We start from the raw sequence: 16,731 nt of genomic DNA, 5'->3' as shown, positions 1-16,731 counted from the left end.
ATTTATCTCCTTTTTGAGCGAGTTGATTTGGAGTTTTTTTTGCTTTTTGTGGCGCCTTTTCTTCCTTGATTCTTTGGGCGTTCTTTTTCACTGAAGCTTTTTTTACTAGAAATATTTCTGGGAGAATGCGCACCTTTTTTGCTAGAGTATTTTTTTTCATCACTTTGAAGTTGCTTTTGGAAGCGACTTAAGCCCTCTTTGTCTAGCCCAATCTTATTGGGACCTATAATTTTATTTTCTTTTAGCACCATAGAAAGTAGCTTACATACTAATTGCGTCATATCTGCATTTGCGCGAATCTGCTCATAAAACTTCAAAGCTTCATCGGTGATTTCACATTTTAGGATATTTTCTAAAAGACTAGAATCTTTTTTGTCAATCGTATCTTGTAAGTCTGGAATCTCATAAAGCTCAATTTTAGCCTTTGTGTTTTCTTTGATTCTGCGCAACTCTTTAAACTCCAAAGGTGTTGCCAATGTAATAGCAACACCTTTTTTGCCTGCTCTCCCTGTCCTGCCTATGCGATGCACATATGATTCTGGATTGAGTGGAATATGGAAATTAAACACATGGCTTACTCCACTAATATCAAGCCCACGCGCTGCAATATCTGTAGCCACCAAAACATTAATACTTGAATCTTTAAATGCTTTAATAGCCCTTTGCCTCTCTCTTTGCTCCATATCTCCATGCAAAGCTCCCGCCTTATAACCACGGCTAACAAGCCTTTCACAAAGCAAATCTGCTTCTTTTTTCATACGAGTAAAAATAATAGCTTTGCTTGGCATCTCACTATCAATCAAACGCACAATCGCATCTTCACGCTCTTGCTCATTGATAATGTAATATCGCTGCGAAATGTCTTGATTAGTCGTATCGCTTGGAGTAACCTTAATCAGCTTTGGATTATGCAGAATCTTTTGCGCCAAATGCTTAATAGGTGTTGGCATCGTCGCTGAAAAAAGCAGAGTTTGGCGATCGCTTGGCAGATAAGTAAAAATCTCTTCAATATCATCTAAAAAGCCCATATCTAACATTTCATCTGATTCATCAAGCACCACCACTTTTGGATCAAAATCCTTTAAACGCCCATTGCGCAAATGATCTAATAATCTCCCTGGTGTTGCAATGATTATTTGAGGTTTCTTTTCTAAAAGCTCAATTTGACGGCGGATAGGTTGCCCACCAAAAAGCGATACTGTGCGGACTTTATTGTATTTCCCAAGCTTAAAAACCTCATCGCCAATTTGCATTACAAGCTCCCTTGTAGGCGCAACAATCAAAGCCTCAACACTGCCATCATGTCTTAAATCATTAACCAAAGGCAAAGCAAAAGCCGCTGTTTTTCCTGTCCCTGTTTGCGCCTGTGCAATCACATCAAGCCCATCTAAAATTACCGGAATAACTTCTTTTTGAATAGGGCTTGGCTCTTTAAATCCTGCTTCATCAATTCCTTTTAAAACTTTACTCTTAAGTCCAAATTCGGCAAATCCATTGTTTGTTTTTTTTCTTGTTTTTTCCATTTTTTACTTATCCATTTTGAAATAAATTACAGCATAAAGCCCACTCTACTTAGGCAATCTACGAGTTTGGCGATGCAAAAAGTTGAGAATAAAGGCTAGTGTATTCCTTTTGCATTTTTTCTTTTAACTCCACAAACCAATCCTCACCTTCTGGCACAAAAGAAGGCAAATATTTCACTATAAAAGCTTCATTATCAAAACGCATCGCACCTATATCCAAACATTTTCTTGTTCCACAAAAAACCACTGGTTGCACTCTAAGCCCAAAATGCTCTGTAAGCACTTTGGCACCACTTTTAAAAGGCAAAAATTTCTCACCACCTAATGATCGAGTGCCCTCTGGGAAAATACACAGAGTTCTCTCATTTTGCAACCTATCTTTAGCTTCTTTAAGTAGATACACCATCTCTTTTTTACTCTCTCGATCAATCAAAATCATCTTAGGAGCTTTTAGAGCATGACCATACAAAAAAGGTTTGCCAAGCTCTTTTTTGGCAATCCAACACAAGTTATTAGGATGTGTTGCTTCTAGATAAATCACATCCATAAAGCTTTGGTGATTCATCACCAAAATTCTTGCTTCCTTGTCTATCTCTCCAAACACCTGCACCCTTACTCCAAAGAGCTTCATAAAAGCTTTAGCAGTTGCTATGCGTATCTTTCTATGAGATTTCTGGAAGCAATACATCAAGGCAATACTAAAGGGTATTACCACCATAGTATAAATCACTGCACTAAAAGCTCTAATTTTGGATACCATCTTTTCTCACCCATCCAATACGATCATCTTCAAGCAATATTTTGTAATAGCCATATTTATCTGAAAGAATCTTTACCTCCATAGGATTTTGTGTTGTTAAAATAATCGTTGAATTAAAAGTCGGCTGAATCCTAATTTCTACATCTGTCTTTAAAGTAGCAGAAGTTTTAATAGACAATAAATAAATCAAAACAGCCAAAACAATAGCTCCCAAAACCAAAAACAGCTTTTTGCGATAATACAAATACAATCCCAAAAAGACAATAATAAGAAAAATTGTAGCTAGAATTTTATAAATTTGCAGAGTATTTTTAGGTCTAATATCGCTCTGTGTGCTAACACGATCGTCTTGTGAAAAATTATCAATGTGTAATTCTACATATTTGGCACTTTGCACATTAAAATAATCAAAAGATATTTTATCCAAGCTCTTAGGCACTACTGCATAATAAAAAATCTCTGATTCTTTATAATCTCCCTTTTTACTCTCAATTCCCTGCTGTGCGTAAGTCTCCAAATGGAAATCAAATAAATTCCCCATCGTGCTTTGTAGCTGAAAAACTGCTAAATTACTTTGTGAATCATAGCTTGTGATTTTAGTATCGACAATCCTAAGATCATTAGCAACCACTTGTGAGTAGCTACCCTTTCGCTCTAAAGGCACAGCTTTACCAACAATAGTTTCTGCAGATTCCCTTAATACTCCCTCGCTAGTTTGAATTATAGCTTCTATTTTAGGAATCGTAAAATTCACCTGTTCAATCCTAAAATAAAAGGTATTCCTTAAGCTTGAATCTTGATTTAAAATCCAATTTTCCTCTGGATTTAACACGCTAACACTTGAATCTTTGGCAATAAAATTTGTAGTAATCTTGGAATATTCACCAAAAATTAGAAGCTTTACTTCAATAGGAATAATTTGCTTGACATACAAAACATTTTGAAGTGGGCTAACAAGACTCAAATAAACATTTTTAGGCGTTAAGGTGCCTTGATAATTCTCTTGAATAGAATTTGGAGCTTGATTAGAATCGCTATTTTCTAAAGGAATTAAATCCTCTTGTGGTGGCGATTTTTCAAAGGGATTTTTTAAATCTTTTTCTTGCACCAAGGGAGTGTTTAAAGATGATTCTTTTTCAATGGGCGCAGGAGTAGCAGGTAAGAAACCTTGGGGAGAATTTTGGTTTTGCATAGGCTGAGTATAGGCATCAGAATCCTGTGGAAACATAGAAGTTTCCTGTGCAAAAAGCCCAATAATGCAAAAGAAAAAAAGTAAAAATCTCATAGAATCTCTAAAAAACCTTCTAACATTTTTAATCCAACATCACCACCCAAAATTTTCTCTACACATCGTTCTGGGTGTGGCATTAGCCCAAAAACATTTTTTTGTTCGTTACAGATTCCTGCAATATTTCTCAAAGAACCATTGTTATAACCAACATATTCTAATAAAATTTGATCTTTTTGCTCTAGCGTTTTTAAGCCCTCTTTATCAATGTAATAATTACCATCAGCATTAGCAATAGGCACTTGCAACAAATCATCTTTTTGAAATTTGCTTAAAAAAATATTGTTATTATTCACAACTCTTAAGCAAACATCTTTGGAAGCAAAATGTAAGTTTTCATTGCGTTTCATTGCACCAGGCAATAATCCACTCTCAAGAAGTATTTGGAATCCATTGCAGATTCCAAGCACATAACCACCTTTTTTGGCAAATTCCACCACAGCTTGCATAATAGGCGCAAACCTTGCAATCGCACCACTTCGCAGATAATCCCCATAGCTAAATCCACCAGGTATCACAACAAGCTTAGTTTCACTTGGTAATTTAGTTTCTTGGTGCCAAACTATTTGCGTTGGCACTTTCAACAAAGAAAAGGCATACTGCATATCATATTCGCAATTTGTTCCTAAAAATTGTAAGATAGCAACACTCATTAGATCTCTTTATTTACATTTTAATTTTGTAGTCTTCTATCACTACATTTGCAAGAAGCGATTCACACATTGCCTCCACTTCCTTATAAACCTTTTCTTTATCTTCTCCTACCATCTCCAAGGTAATCACTTTGCCTACATTTGCATTTTTTACACTCTCATACCCCAATGATGATAAAGCGTGGCAAATCGCCTTGCCTTGAGGATCAAGCACCCCTTCTTTTAATGATACAATCACTTCTACTTTCATATTATCACCTTAAGATAAAATTCGCTTTAAAACTTCTTCATATGCCATTTTAACGCTTCCTAAATCTTGTCTAAAGCGGTCTTTGTCTAATTTTTCTTTTGTATCTTTATCCCAAAAACGACAAGAATCAGGCGTAATTTCATCAGCCAATAAAATATTCCCCTCATTATCCACGCCAAATTCAAGCTTAAAATCCACCAAAAGTAAATTCTTAGAATCAAAAAACTCACGCAGAATTTCATTAACCTCACGCCCTATTTTTCGCAAAGTTTCTAGCGATTCCACACTCTTGACACAATTTAAAATCAAGGCGTGTTCATCATTAATAAGTGGATCACCCAATGCATCATCTTTGTAATAAAATTCTACAAGCACAAAGGGCAGTTTCTCTCCCTCTTTAATCCCTAATCTTTTGCTTAAAGATCCTGTGGCAATATTTCTTACTACCACTTCAATAGGAATAATCTGCACTTTTTTGCAAAGCATTAAATTATCACCCAAAGTCTCTACATAATGCGTTTTAATTCCATTTTTTTGGAGTAATTTAAAAATTTCTGTTGAAATCTTACAATTCAAACTCCCTTTCCCTTCTTCACTGCCCTTTTTTTCTGCATTAAAAGCCGTTAAATCATCTTTAAACTCTGCAATCACTAAATTTGCATCACTAGTCTTATAAAGTTTCTTTCCTTTGCCCTCATACATCATTTCTTTTTGTTCTACTTGCATATTTTCTCCTTTAATCAACTACTTTAAAAACTTTAAGTGCATCAATGGCACTTTTTAACTGAATGTCTGAAAAAATAGTTTCTTGTGTGATAATATTTTTATCTTCTTTCTTTTTAGATTTGCTTTCTTTGCTACCGACCTTTTGCAACTCACCCTCTAAATGCTTTTGTAAATTAGCTTCCTTGATGCTAATGCGATCATTATCCACTGGGACAGCCCCTGGTCCTACTTCCACATCTGGTGTTACACCAACTGCTTGAATCGTTCTTCCACTTGGCAAATAATAACGCGCAATAGTTAAGCGCAAAGCTTCTTTTTCTTCTGTTGGCAAAATCACTTGCACACTACCTTTTCCAAAAGTTGTTTCCCCAACAAGCACCCCGCGCTTATTGTCTTGAATCGCTCCTGCAACAATTTCACTAGCACTTGCGCTTCCATTGTTAATCAACACCACCAAAGGCACTTTTGCATAAGGCGTTCTTTTATTAGCTTTATACACGATATCCTCATCTTCAATGCGACCTTTTTGGGAAACAATCACACCATTTTCTAAGAATAAATCACTCAATTCCACAGCTTGATTTAAAAGCCCTCCAGGATTATTTCTCAAATCCAACACAATTCCATCAACTTTTTTAAACTTCCTAAGCTCATCCTCCACTCTTTGGCTTACATTTTTATCAAAGGAAGTAACTCTCACATAAACATAATCGGTATTTTCAATCCCTCTTACATAAACGCTTTCTACTTTGATATTATCTCTTGTAATGTCAAAAATCAATGGTTTTGGATTATTTTTCCTTACAATTGTAAGTTGCACTTTTGTATTTGGTTTGCCTCGCATACGATTAACCGCATCATCAATACTCATATTCAGAGTGCTTTCATTATCAATCTTTAAAATAATATCTCCGCTTTTTAATCCTGCTTTATCACCTGGAGTTCCCTCAATAGGGGCGATAATTGTCAAAGCACCCTCTTTGAGCGCAATGGTAATTCCAATACCACCAAATTCCCCATTAGTCTGAATCTTAAGCTCTTCAAACTTTTTCTCATCCAAATATGCGGAATGCGCATCAAGGTTTGATAATAGACCATCAATTGCTTTATCAACAATCTGTTCTAAAGTCAATTTATCAACATAATATTTCTCCACCGTTCCAATCACTTTTCGGAGTTTGTTATAAGAATCTAAACGCGATTCTTCTCCCTTTGTTTCTTGAGCTAAGCTCACAGAAGATGACAAAAAAGACAAGATCATAACAATCAAAAATGTCTTAAAAAGGCTTTTTGTGGTTTTCATATTTTACACCTAAAGATAATTTAAGATGAGATTCTAACGCAATCTCACTAAAATAAAGTTTAGTTATTTTCCTTAGCCTATTCTAGGGCTTTTTTCTTGTGATGCAAATGAATATAGAGTTGCAAGACTTCCAAACTAGCAGGAGTTACTCCACTGATCTCACTTGCTTCAAAAAGACTTTTGGGAGTGAATTTTTTGAGTTTTTCCACCACTTCCAAGCTTAATCCAGGAATCATATCAAAGCTAAAATCAGCTGGAATCTTAATGTTTAGCATTTTATCCATATTATCAATAAGGCTTTGTTGCTTTTGGATATAATTTGCATATTTTGCTTCCACCAAAATTTCTTCTAAAGCACGATGTGAAAACTTTGCAAAAGGCGTCTGGACAATCTCTCCAAGCTTCAAAAGCTTAGGCAAATCAAAACTCCTACGCCCCACGATTGTTCTCCAAGTTGTCTTATCGCTAATTTTTTCTTCTTGAATAGAATCCAAAAATGCCAAAATCTCTTGAGTAGGTGTAAGTGCAGTAGAATCTAACCATTGCAAACCTTTTTGAATATCGCTTTTATCTTGCAATAAAGCCTGATATTCTTCTTCTTGCATTAAGCCTAGCTCATAAGCCAATTCTCCAAGCCTAAAGATTGCATTTCCCTCACGCAAAAGCAACCTATATTCTGCCCTTGAACTAAACATTCTATAAGGTTCTTTGGTTCCTTTTGTTACCAAATCATCAATCATCACGCCAATATAAGCCTCATTGCGCTTTAGCGTGATTTCTTCTTTTCCTTGAACACTAAGACTAGCATTAATCCCTGCAAAAATACCTTGCGCTGCTGCCTCTTCATAGCCTGTGGTGCCATTAATCTGCCCTGCACAATAGAGATTCTTAATTTTTTTAGTCTCTAGCGTGTGCTTTAATTCTGTGGGATTAATATAATCATATTCAATAGCATAGCCATAACGCACAATTTCTGCATTTTCTAAGCCTTCAATACTATGAATCATCTCTTCTTGCACATCAAAAGGCAATGAAGTTGTCAAGCCATTAATGTAATATTCATTAGCCTCTAGCGTTTGTGGCTCTAAAAAAAGCTGATGACGCTCTTTATCACTAAAGCGATTCACCTTATCTTCAATGCTTGGGCAATAACGCGGTCCAATCCCTTCAATTTGCCCTATAAACATTGGTGCTCTATGAAAATTATTTCTGATAATTTCGTGAGTTTTGGCGTTAGTATAAGTTACATAGCAAGGGAGTTGAGTGGGAGAAAACTCTTTATTTCCTAATTCTTTTTGAGTTTGTTTGCTAAAAAACGGGGGTGGCATATCGCCATAGTGCTTCTCTAGGGCTTCAAAGTTTATACTGCTTGCTTTAATTCTAGCACAAGTTCCAGTTTTTAGCCTCCCCACTTCAAGTCCTAATTCCCTTAAACATTCTCCAAGCTCCATTGCGGGTGGTTCTCCCGCTCTACCATTATTAGAGATATTCTCGCCAATATGAATCTTTCCACGCAAAAAAGTTCCTGTGGTTAAAATCACTTTTTTGGAGTGATAGACTTTTCCAACATTAGTTTTAACCCCTACTACACAATTGTTTTCTAGCAATAGCGATTCTACAATTTGTTGTGAGACTTCAAGATTTTTAGTTTGATAGCAAATTTCACGCGCGATAATTTTATATCTATCCATATCAATTTGCGCTCTAGTCCCACGCACCGCAGGACCTTTTGAAGCATTAAGAGTACGAAATTGTATCCCACTTTTATCAGTGATATAGCCCATTACCCCACCTAATGCATCCACTTCCTTTACCAAATGCCCCTTTCCAAGCCCACCTACAGCAGGATTACAACTTGCTGCGCCAATTTGCTCTACAAGCATTGTCAAAAGCAAAGTTTTACAACCTCGCTTTGCTGAGGCGATAGAGGCTTCAATACCAGCATGCCCACCACCAATTACAATCACATCATAAGTCATTTTTTGCCTTATTATTTTTTTGAAATTATAGCTAAAGCTGTTTTTATAAAAATAAAGAATATAAAAATCCCCAATAATTCCCTAGTTTTTGCTCTCAATGTTTAAAGCCAAATAAGGGATAAAAAAACTTTTTGGGATTATAATTTCGCTAAAAATTTTTAAGGCATTTGTATGGAATTTGAAATAAGCACTCTTATATTGCTCTTTCTTGCTGCATTTTTAGCAGGTTTTATTGATTCAATTGCTGGAGGTGGAGGAATGATCACCCTACCTGCGCTTCTACTCTCTGGGGCCTCACCCCTAGAATCACTTGCAACCAATAAACTCCAAAGCTCATTTGGAAGTTTCTCTGCGACAAGACATTTTTACAAAAAAGGCTATTTAAACTTAAAAAAATGCCTTCCCTTTGCTATTTTAGTCTTTATTTTTTCAAGTCTAGGAACTATTTCTGTGCAGTTTATTAACACCGATTTTCTCTCCAAATTCTTGCCTTTTTTGATTATGATTTTTGGCTTTTACTTTCTCTTTTCTCCAAAAATTAGCGAAGATCAAAGAGCCACACAAATCCACAAAGCCTACCTTTTTTTAGCCCTTGCAGGAATAGGATTTTATGATGGATTTTTTGGTCCAGGCACAGGATCGTTTTTAATGTTAGCCCTCATTGCACTAGGAGGACTTGGGATTACTAAAGCCCTAGCTGAAGCAAAACTCTATAATTTTTCAACCAACCTTGCTTCTTTGATATTTTTTGCCATTGGCGGAAATATGCTCTTTGGAATCGGGCTTGTTATGGCAATGGGGCAGTTTATCGGAGCAAATCTTGGCTCAAGAGCAGCTATCAAATATGGAATCAAAATCATCAAACCCCTTATTGTTATTGTATCTTTTTCTATGGCAACCAAGCTACTCTATGATCAATTCTAAAGCCTTTTGCCACCCTTTTAAGCCAATTATTTTCCAAGATTCTAAAGTTTTGATTCTTGGGTCTTTTCCTTCTATCACCTCTAGGCAAGAATCTTTTTATTACGCACACAAACAAAATCGTTTTTGGAAAATCCTAGAAAACTTATTTGATTTTCCCCTTCAAAATAAACCCAAAGAAGACAAAGTGGCTTTTCTCAAAATCCACCATATTGCACTCTTTGATATTGCAAAAATCTGCCATATCCAAAACTCTAGCGATAGCACCTTAAAAATGCTCCAACCAAACCCTATTCATCAACTCATTTTAAATACGCAAATACAAGCCATTTTTACCAATGGGCAAAAGGCTTCTCAACTCTATTGCCAATTTTTCTGCCTCCCCCATTCTTGCCATTTTATCCCGCTCCCACACATTGCCTTGCCCTCAAGTAGCCCCGCTAATGCAAAATACACTCTCCCCTTGCTCCTAAAAGAATGGAGCAAGATTCTCCCCTATCTTACAAACTAAATCTAGCCCAAATTCTAAAGCCTATATGACTTTACAAGCCATGCTTTTATTGCTACAATTTCCAAAATTTTACAAAAAGGCTCTCTTTGGAATCAATCATCGCTGAACTTCTAACTTACCATTTATGGCTTTGTTTGCCTTTATTTTTATTCCCTATTATCAATCTTTATGCGCTTTTTTTCTACCCCTCACACACCAAAAAGCTAAAAATCCTTGCAATCGCCACTCCTGCATATTATCTTTTTTTAAGTGCGAGTCTTTTTAGCGGACTTGTCATTTGGGCAACCCTTGGATTTATCCTAACTCTAAAAATCCTTGCCATGGTTATTTTGTGGTTGATTGTTTTTGTCGCCGAAATCAAACGCCACAAAAAACAAAAAATGACTAGAGTAGAATCTAACTCCGCTATTAGAGAATCCTTTTTTAAATGGGCAAGGCTAAAATACCTTTTTGATTTTTGTGCCTTTGGATTGATTTTTATTCTTTGGAGTTAAAATGCAATTTATTATCCACAAAGATGCTGGTAATGAATCCTTGATATTAGAAGGGGAGGCTTATCATCACCTTTTTCACTCAAGGCGTGCTAAAAAAACAGAATCATTGCAACTACGAAATCTTAGGGACTATTATTGCTACACTTACAGCATTGCTGAACTAAGCAAAAAATATGCCACCCTAAGGCTAGAATCTAAGCTTGAAACACCGCCTCAAAATCCACCCAAAGGGCATCTAATCTGGGCAATGATTGATCCCAAAATTATCGAAAAAACACTGCCCTTTCTTAATGAGCTTAACATTTCTAAAATTAGCTTTTTTTATGCACAATACTCGCAAAAAAATTTCAAGTTAAACTTGGAGCGGATTCAAAAGATTCTAGAAAATTCTTGTATGCAATGCGGTCGAATCACACTCTTAGAAATTGAAATGCTAGAAAACCTACAAGAAGTTTTGGGAAAATATCCTAATACTGGAGTTTTAGACTTTGGCGGAAAAGCGCTAGAGAGTAGCCTAGAAATTCCCATTTTAGTTGGTGCTGAAGGTGGCTTTAGCCCACAAGAAAGAGAACTTCTAAAGAATAACCCCAAATACACCACTATCCACTCCAACATTCTACGCAGCGAAACCGCCACTATTTATGCAATGTCAAAGATTCTTTGATAATATTAACACGCTTTTTGGGCAATTGCATTTTATTCATAACATAGAATCAATTATGTTTGGACATAGAAATTCTTTTTTATATGCCCACAGCCTTCAAAATAAAATGCTCTTTAGGTGATAGAGGGTTACTTCCTCTCCCCCTTTAGCTTCCTAACCTCAAACCACAACTTAACATATCCACCCTTATACCAAGTTTTACTTGCTTTTATAAAAGCTTCTCCTAGTTTGTAAGAAAGATGATTTTTAAGTTTTAAAGCTTCTTTATAATCAGGATAATCTTCTAATGGAGGCAATTTTAAAGAAGGATCCTTTTTTATTTTTTCTTGATAGATTTTTTGTTCTTGTTTATGTTTATATGTTATATAAGATAATACAAAAGGCAATCCCATATAACCTAGTATAGATTTAGAATTTATTATCATAGCTTTACCTAATTTATAAGAAAGTTGGTTTTGAATACGAGATTTTAATACTTCTATAGAGTTAAATACTTTTAAAGAAAAACGATTTTTGTTTTTATGAAAATTACATTGTAGTATATATACCAATTTATCTTGCAACGATAAAATATTTTTTGTTAATTTTATTTCAATTTCATCAAAATCTATAAAAACATTTTTGTCATACGTAAATATAAAATTATCATTAAAATATTTATTATTTTCTTGGATAATTTTTCCATTAACATTAAATACGTCCATAGTTTTTCTATCCCAAAATATATTTTCCTTAACTAATTTAGCGGGATTCCCAGCATAAGCCGAATTAGAATAAATTACTTTAGATGATAAAACAGCATGTGCTCCTATAATACTCCCAGAAAATATTTTTGTACCTTTATTTATTCTTACATTTTGTCCAATCCAAACATGATCTCCTATATAAATACTTTTTGCTTTATTTGTTCTTATTTTAGTATAGCAATCAAAAATTAAATGATGATCTGTAGTCGTAGCTAGAATTCCTGAAGAAAACATACAATCACACCCTATAAATATATTTTTACACTCACACACTCTCAAATGACATCCATTAAAAGTAGTTCCAGATCCAATGGATACAACCGAGTTGGAAAAAATTTCTACATGCGCATTACGAACTCTATTGCCTATAAAAATAATATTATTATTTCCCTTGATTTGAATATTAACATTAGAGCTTATTCCCTCAAAAAAAATAATATTACCTTTGCCAATGCCAAAATCCAACTTAATATTTTTTTGTCCTATCCAATCCCCCCCCCCCATTCATGTTTAACTTTTTTATATATATTTATTATTTCTTCATGAATTGCAAAACTATTACAAAAAGATCTTTTGCAATATAATATATTTTCATAAATTTCTATACTAACATATTCAGAAAGCATTTTTCACCTCATTTTCCAATAGACCAAACCAATACCCATTTTCTAAATATTCATCTGGAGTTCCAAAAGAAAAATAATTATCAACAATTATATAGCCCACCTTATGTGTTTTAATTAATAATTCAAACACATTATCTATATAGAATTCGCCATTAGTTTTTATATCTTCTTGAAATATTTTATTTATATATTCTAACAATAAAGAATTTTCTTTAAAATAAAAGCTTCCTATCATTACTAAGTCTGTATCATTTGATCTATTTTTAACAGATATAGTATCTACCTTGCCATCTTTTCCATTTACCCAAGTAAAATAATGTGGATTATTCATATTATATCTAGAAGCTTGCGTAACAAATATAATAATTTCGCATTCTTTTTGCAAGCTTTTAAATTCCTCATTAATATGTTTCGCAATTAAATCGCAAGGAAGAATCAACACATCACCTTTTAAATCTCCACAAGACTCTTTATAAGAATATGCTGCACCAATTTTATTTGGCTTGACAAATCTTACCTCTTTGGATATATTTTCCCAATATTTTTCATGATCTTGTGCACCAACACATATGATATTAGTCTCGACATTTTTTAAAGTATTAATTATATTTTCTACGATAGTCGAATTACCAAGAGGTAAAAATGGTTTTGGCTGGTTAAAATTAAGATTTAAAAATCTCTCTCCTCTACCAGCAGATAATATGATAGTATTTTGTATTTTTACTTTTTCATTATTAACATCTTGCGAATTAAGTTTTTCTTTTACATATTCAAAGTCTTTTGGAGTACCAAATTGATAAAATTTTTCTATAAAAGGATAGCATAAAACATTTTCTAGATAATTATTAGTTATAGACACATAATATTCTCCAGAAATCATATCTTTGGCTTCTATTTGTTTTTTTATTGCTTCAATAGCTAACTTTAAAGTTCTAAAATAATAAATACCAGAAGAATGATATTCTTCAAATTTATTCTTAGAATTATATTTTTCTATAACTTCATAAACTTTATAAGTATTATCATACACCTTGCATGCTGCATACACATTTTCTAAAGGCAATAAATGAGGATGATAACCAGTATAACAAGGAATTATAGCTTGAGCATCTAGGTTTTCTTGCACAAATTGCAGAAAATCTTTATAATTCCATTCTTGTCCAAAATCACAATAACTAACAATAACTTCCTCATCAAGCATATCTTGCAACTGCGACACCACACCATATAAACTTCCAGCAGGTCCTAGTTTTTCCCCTTTATAAATAATAATTTTTGCTTTAATTTTTCTAGATAAAACAAAATCTTCAAATTTACTTTTCTCACACTCTTGGACAATAAAATAAAAAATATCATTTTGAACATCAAAACACTCAATCACATAATCTAGAATGAGTTTATCTTTCATAACTTTAATAAAAGGTTTTAATTCTTTATATCCAGCTTCTTTAAATCTCTTGCCTATTCCAGTTGCAGGTATAATAATATTCATTCTAACTCTCACTTTCCATAATTTTTTTTCTATATTTTTCATCAGGCAAATTTAATAATTTATAAATTTCATTTGCTTTTAATGGGGCTAAGTTGATTTGTTTCTTTAAGGCAATATTTTCAATTGCGTTTCTAAATAACCACAACTCCCCATTAGTCTTATCAACTGCATCATCTGGAGTATATACAAAATCATTTTCCTCAAAAAAATCATTTTTTAATTGATTATACAACTCCGATATATCCTGAATTTGTTCTGCATAAATAACAACACCATGATTTCGTAGCAATATTATACCTTTTGCTTGATAAGAATAACTTTTACTCAGCGCTTCACATAAATCATTTCCAGGTAAAACAAAATCAATCACATTGTAATTTGTAAAATTATATTCTTTAGCACACAAATAAGGTAAAATATAAACAGGATGATAATGCGCTACATATTTATTTTTAAATACCCAATGCATTTTAATTTCCATAGATGGCTTTATAATATCCATAGAATAATCTTTATAATAACAAAAAGAATTAACATTATTTTTAAAAATAGAAATCTTATGTTCTTTTTTTAAATCTTCACCCGAAGCTTTAATAATGAAATATTCATTATCTTTGATAGAAATATTTCCACCCTTTGATGGTGCATCTAAAATATTTCCAAAAATCTTACATAGCTTTTGATAATCTTTAATACAACTATCTAGTCTTTCTCTATCATTAATCATTTTTTATTATCCACCGATTTCTTAAAATTAAACTAAAAATATCTTTGACAGTGCAAATTAAATCTTCATATTTACCTGTATATTCTTTTTGTAAATAATCGTTTAATAGTATATCTTTTAATTGAATTTTAAAAATACCCTCTCTAATTAAAATCAAAAAGTTAGCATTATCCTTTTGTTTTTCGAGATACTTCTTATAGTCCTCTTCTCGTTTTTGTATAGTACTAATAATTTTTGAGTATTCGTAGTTTCTTTCCTTGCTATCCCTATTGATTTTTTGATTATCTGCTTCATCTGAATCGATATATATTTTTATCTTTACAAAATCACCTATTACCTCTTGATATAAAGTATGTAAACCTTCTATAATTACTATATCCAAATCTTTAACTTTAATCTCATTAGATTTAATAATCACTCCACTTTTATGATCATATATTGGTATATGCAACTTATTTCCGATATCTTGATAAATATGTTTTATATCCATAGCCAATTGAACAAGATTATTTGCTTTTGGATTATAATGCGTGATCCTCTCCCACATTTTAGAATGTCTTTCATATTTGTGATAGCCATCCGTGCTAATAATAAAACTTTCATATATTTCATCAATAGCTTTACTTAAAGTGGTTTTTCCGCTTCCGCTTTTTCCAGAAATAGAAATCAATAATTTAGAGCAATTATAAGGATAGTAATTTATCCTACACCCCCTCCCCAAAAAGTTATCTACAACAGAATCTCCGATCATTACAATTTCTTCCTCGTCGATCAAATCTTTATATAACTCCAAGGCTCTGTTGATAAGAGCTTTATTTGGTTTTTCAAGCTCAAATTCTTCAGAGCATACTACATAATCGATCATATTTATAAGATTTGCGCACTTTAACTTATAAATTTGCTCTATAAAATAAAAATTAGTAATAGCTATAACTTTTTTATTTAATTTTTTTACATAAAATAAAAAATCAGACATTGTTTTATCTACTTTTAAATTTTTTATAAAAGCGGAAGTGTAAAGATTAAACATTTCACTAGCTTTTGAAAAATGAATATTTTTATTCTCGCAAATGATTTTGAAATATAATTCTTTTTTATGATGGTTTGCTGACAAATTTCTTTTTTCAATCATCATTTTTGCTAGATTATACTCTTGCAGTGTAAAACCATATTGATCCATTACAGCTTCTAAGGCATTTTTGTGTGCAAAAGTATAATTAAATAAAGTATTATCAATATCAACCATAACAAGCTTATATTTTTCTGCTATATTTTTTAAATTAAACATAAAAACTCCATAATTCAGGTTTTTTGGTACATACAGAAAACCCTTTTGGTAGAATACTTTGAATAGGCTCTATAAACTCTATATATGATAAATCATACAGCTCTGGAGAAACCAATATGGGCTCAACCTGCCCTAGCTTTGGTTTAATACTGTAAATAAATTCTTGATAATTTTGAATATCAAAATTAGAAAATTGTGAATAATCTACCCAAACATATTTAGGTTTAGCAACCCCCATAAGTCTTTCATTATAAAACTCAACATCCGAAATTCTAATGATAAATTTACCTTGATATCCATTTTTTGATAATCTTAAAATATCTGGAATTTGAGAGTCTAAAAAATAATATTCAAAATGATCACTGAGTAATTCTATAACCTTTTCTTCTAATCCTGATTCTTTTATATTACAAATAATAGGAATATTTGTCATAAATTGAATTTTTTCTTCAAAAAGGGGATATAAAGAATTTTTTTCTAATAGATCATGGTTTAATACTAAATTTCCATTGTATCTCAAATCAATTTCTATACCATAATTTTCAATAGGAAACTCTAAATTATTTTGGCGATGTAAAAATATCATCTTATATCCTTTTTGTATAAATTCCTCTTTTCAATCTCCTAACTTTGAACCATAGTTTAACATATCCACCCTTATACCAAGTTTTACTTGCTTTAATAAAAGCTTCTCCTAGTTTATAAGTAAGACATTCTTTTTCTTTTAAAGATTCTTTGTAATCAGGATAAGATTCTAAATTAGGGAGTTTAAGATTAGGA

At 32.7% G+C, this 16,731-nt stretch carries 17 protein-coding genes and 1 pseudogene; 4 read left to right on the top strand and 14 right to left on the bottom strand.

The window, feature by feature from the left end; all coding sequences use genetic code 11:
• Positions 1 to 2 precede the first annotated feature (2 nt).
• The 8 genes from CCY98_RS07215 to mnmG form a co-directional block, all read right to left on the bottom strand.
• The gene (locus CCY98_RS07215) at positions 3 to 1,523 is read right to left on the bottom strand and encodes a DEAD/DEAH box helicase (RefSeq protein ID WP_112057886.1); all 1,521 of its coding nucleotides are present in this window, start codon (positions 1,521 to 1,523) and stop codon (positions 3 to 5) included.
• Positions 1,524 to 1,581: 58 nt separating this feature from the next.
• Positions 1,582 to 2,283, bottom strand: coding sequence for a lysophospholipid acyltransferase family protein (locus tag CCY98_RS07210; protein WP_112057885.1), 702 nt, complete (start codon positions 2,281 to 2,283; stop codon positions 1,582 to 1,584).
• The gene (locus tag CCY98_RS07205) at positions 2,267 to 3,568 is read right to left on the bottom strand and encodes an SH3 domain-containing protein (RefSeq protein WP_258439785.1); all 1,302 of its coding nucleotides are present in this window, start codon (positions 3,566 to 3,568) and stop codon (positions 2,267 to 2,269) included. The genes CCY98_RS07210 and CCY98_RS07205 overlap by 17 nt, the downstream gene beginning before the upstream one ends.
• Entirely contained in the window at positions 3,565 to 4,224 is a 660-nt protein-coding gene (gene purQ / locus CCY98_RS07200) for a phosphoribosylformylglycinamidine synthase subunit PurQ (RefSeq protein WP_112057884.1), read from the bottom strand. The genes CCY98_RS07205 and purQ overlap by 4 nt, the downstream gene beginning before the upstream one ends.
• A 13-nt stretch (positions 4,225 to 4,237) precedes the next feature.
• Entirely contained in the window at positions 4,238 to 4,474 is a 237-nt protein-coding gene (gene purS / locus CCY98_RS07195; RefSeq protein ID WP_112057883.1) for a phosphoribosylformylglycinamidine synthase subunit PurS, read from the bottom strand.
• Positions 4,475 to 4,483: 9 nt separating this feature from the next.
• Positions 4,484 to 5,200 carry a phosphoribosylaminoimidazolesuccinocarboxamide synthase gene (gene purC / locus CCY98_RS07190; protein WP_112057882.1) on the bottom strand — a complete coding sequence of 239 codons (717 nt, stop codon included), beginning with the start codon at positions 5,198 to 5,200 and terminating at the stop codon, positions 4,484 to 4,486.
• A gap of 10 nt (positions 5,201 to 5,210) precedes the next feature.
• On the bottom strand, positions 5,211 to 6,503 hold the full coding sequence (locus CCY98_RS07185; protein WP_112057881.1) for a S41 family peptidase: 1,293 nt from the start codon (positions 6,501 to 6,503) through the stop codon (positions 5,211 to 5,213).
• A gap of 77 nt (positions 6,504 to 6,580) precedes the next feature.
• Entirely contained in the window at positions 6,581 to 8,482 is a 1,902-nt protein-coding gene (gene mnmG, locus CCY98_RS07180) for a tRNA uridine-5-carboxymethylaminomethyl(34) synthesis enzyme MnmG (protein WP_112057880.1), read from the bottom strand.
• A gap of 171 nt (positions 8,483 to 8,653) precedes the next feature.
• On the opposite strand from mnmG, the gene CCY98_RS07175 reads away from it, so the two are divergent.
• From CCY98_RS07175 to CCY98_RS07160, 4 genes are all read left to right on the top strand, one after another.
• Positions 8,654 to 9,406 (top strand): TSUP family transporter, encoded by a 753-nt coding sequence (locus tag CCY98_RS07175; RefSeq protein WP_112057879.1) that lies wholly within the window; start codon positions 8,654 to 8,656, stop codon positions 9,404 to 9,406.
• Positions 9,393 to 9,914 (top strand): DNA-deoxyinosine glycosylase, encoded by a 522-nt coding sequence (locus CCY98_RS07170; RefSeq protein WP_112057878.1) that lies wholly within the window; start codon positions 9,393 to 9,395, stop codon positions 9,912 to 9,914. Before CCY98_RS07175 ends, CCY98_RS07170 begins: the two co-directional genes overlap by 14 nt.
• An 86-nt stretch (positions 9,915 to 10,000) precedes the next feature.
• Positions 10,001 to 10,408, top strand: coding sequence for a hypothetical protein (locus CCY98_RS07165; RefSeq protein WP_112057877.1), 408 nt, complete (start codon positions 10,001 to 10,003; stop codon positions 10,406 to 10,408).
• A gap of 1 nt (position 10,409) precedes the next feature.
• Complete coding sequence (locus tag CCY98_RS07160; protein ID WP_112057876.1) at positions 10,410 to 11,072, top strand: 16S rRNA (uracil(1498)-N(3))-methyltransferase; 663 nt, start codon at positions 10,410 to 10,412, stop codon at positions 11,070 to 11,072.
• 128 nt (positions 11,073 to 11,200) lie between these two features.
• Here the strand turns inward: CCY98_RS07160 and CCY98_RS07155 are convergent, their stop codons facing one another.
• From CCY98_RS07155 to CCY98_RS08540, 6 genes and pseudogenes are all read right to left on the bottom strand, one after another.
• Entirely contained in the window at positions 11,201 to 12,322 is a 1,122-nt protein-coding gene (locus tag CCY98_RS07155) for an acyltransferase (RefSeq protein WP_112057875.1), read from the bottom strand.
• A gap of 111 nt (positions 12,323 to 12,433) precedes the next feature.
• Positions 12,434 to 13,936, bottom strand: coding sequence for a sugar phosphate nucleotidyltransferase (locus CCY98_RS07150; protein ID WP_112057910.1), 1,503 nt, complete (start codon positions 13,934 to 13,936; stop codon positions 12,434 to 12,436).
• Position 13,937: 1 nt separating this feature from the next.
• Positions 13,938 to 14,663, bottom strand: coding sequence for a class II aldolase/adducin family protein (locus CCY98_RS07145; protein WP_112057874.1), 726 nt, complete (start codon positions 14,661 to 14,663; stop codon positions 13,938 to 13,940).
• Complete coding sequence (locus CCY98_RS07140; protein ID WP_112057873.1) at positions 14,656 to 15,951, bottom strand: HAD-IA family hydrolase; 1,296 nt, start codon at positions 15,949 to 15,951, stop codon at positions 14,656 to 14,658. Before CCY98_RS07140 ends, CCY98_RS07145 begins: the two co-directional genes overlap by 8 nt.
• Entirely contained in the window at positions 15,944 to 16,537 is a 594-nt protein-coding gene (locus CCY98_RS07135) for a hypothetical protein (RefSeq protein ID WP_112057872.1), read from the bottom strand. The genes CCY98_RS07140 and CCY98_RS07135 overlap by 8 nt, the downstream gene beginning before the upstream one ends.
• Position 16,538: 1 nt before the next feature.
• Positions 16,539 to 16,731, bottom strand: a pseudogene (locus CCY98_RS08540) (alpha-2,3-sialyltransferase); the annotation flags it as partial.

The organism is Helicobacter sp. 11-8110 (assembly GCF_003288905.1).
GTDB classification, from domain to species: domain Bacteria; phylum Campylobacterota; class Campylobacteria; order Campylobacterales; family Helicobacteraceae; genus Helicobacter_D; species Helicobacter_D colisuis.
Note: the sequence above shows the minus strand (reverse complement) of the source record. Positions and strands in the feature narration are given on the sequence as shown.

Excerpts from the sequence above, each read along its gene's own strand:
- CCY98_RS07215 (WP_112057886.1), bottom strand. The coding sequence starts at position 1,523 with ATGGAAAAAACAAGAAAAAAAACAAACAATGGATTTGCCGAATTTGGA.
- CCY98_RS07210 (WP_112057885.1), bottom strand. The coding sequence starts at position 2,283 with ATGGTATCCAAAATTAGAGCTTTTAGTGCAGTGATTTATACTATGGTG.
- CCY98_RS07205 (WP_258439785.1), bottom strand. The coding sequence starts at position 3,568 with ATGAGATTTTTACTTTTTTTCTTTTGCATTATTGGGCTTTTTGCACAG.
- purQ (WP_112057884.1), bottom strand. The coding sequence starts at position 4,224 with ATGAGTGTTGCTATCTTACAATTTTTAGGAACAAATTGCGAATATGAT.
- purS (WP_112057883.1), bottom strand. The coding sequence starts at position 4,474 with ATGAAAGTAGAAGTGATTGTATCATTAAAAGAAGGGGTGCTTGATCCT.
- purC (WP_112057882.1), bottom strand. The coding sequence starts at position 5,200 with ATGCAAGTAGAACAAAAAGAAATGATGTATGAGGGCAAAGGAAAGAAA.
- CCY98_RS07185 (WP_112057881.1), bottom strand. The coding sequence starts at position 6,503 with ATGAAAACCACAAAAAGCCTTTTTAAGACATTTTTGATTGTTATGATC.
- mnmG (WP_112057880.1), bottom strand. The coding sequence starts at position 8,482 with ATGACTTATGATGTGATTGTAATTGGTGGTGGGCATGCTGGTATTGAA.
- CCY98_RS07175 (WP_112057879.1), top strand. The coding sequence starts at position 8,654 with ATGGAATTTGAAATAAGCACTCTTATATTGCTCTTTCTTGCTGCATTT.
- CCY98_RS07170 (WP_112057878.1), top strand. The coding sequence starts at position 9,393 with ATGATCAATTCTAAAGCCTTTTGCCACCCTTTTAAGCCAATTATTTTC.
- CCY98_RS07160 (WP_112057876.1), top strand. The coding sequence starts at position 10,410 with ATGCAATTTATTATCCACAAAGATGCTGGTAATGAATCCTTGATATTA.
- CCY98_RS07155 (WP_112057875.1), bottom strand. The coding sequence starts at position 12,322 with ATGGGGGGGGGGGATTGGATAGGACAAAAAAATATTAAGTTGGATTTT.
- CCY98_RS07150 (WP_112057910.1), bottom strand. The coding sequence starts at position 13,936 with ATGAATATTATTATACCTGCAACTGGAATAGGCAAGAGATTTAAAGAA.
- CCY98_RS07145 (WP_112057874.1), bottom strand. The coding sequence starts at position 14,663 with ATGATTAATGATAGAGAAAGACTAGATAGTTGTATTAAAGATTATCAA.
- CCY98_RS07140 (WP_112057873.1), bottom strand. The coding sequence starts at position 15,951 with ATGTTTAATTTAAAAAATATAGCAGAAAAATATAAGCTTGTTATGGTT.
- CCY98_RS07135 (WP_112057872.1), bottom strand. The coding sequence starts at position 16,537 with ATGATATTTTTACATCGCCAAAATAATTTAGAGTTTCCTATTGAAAAT.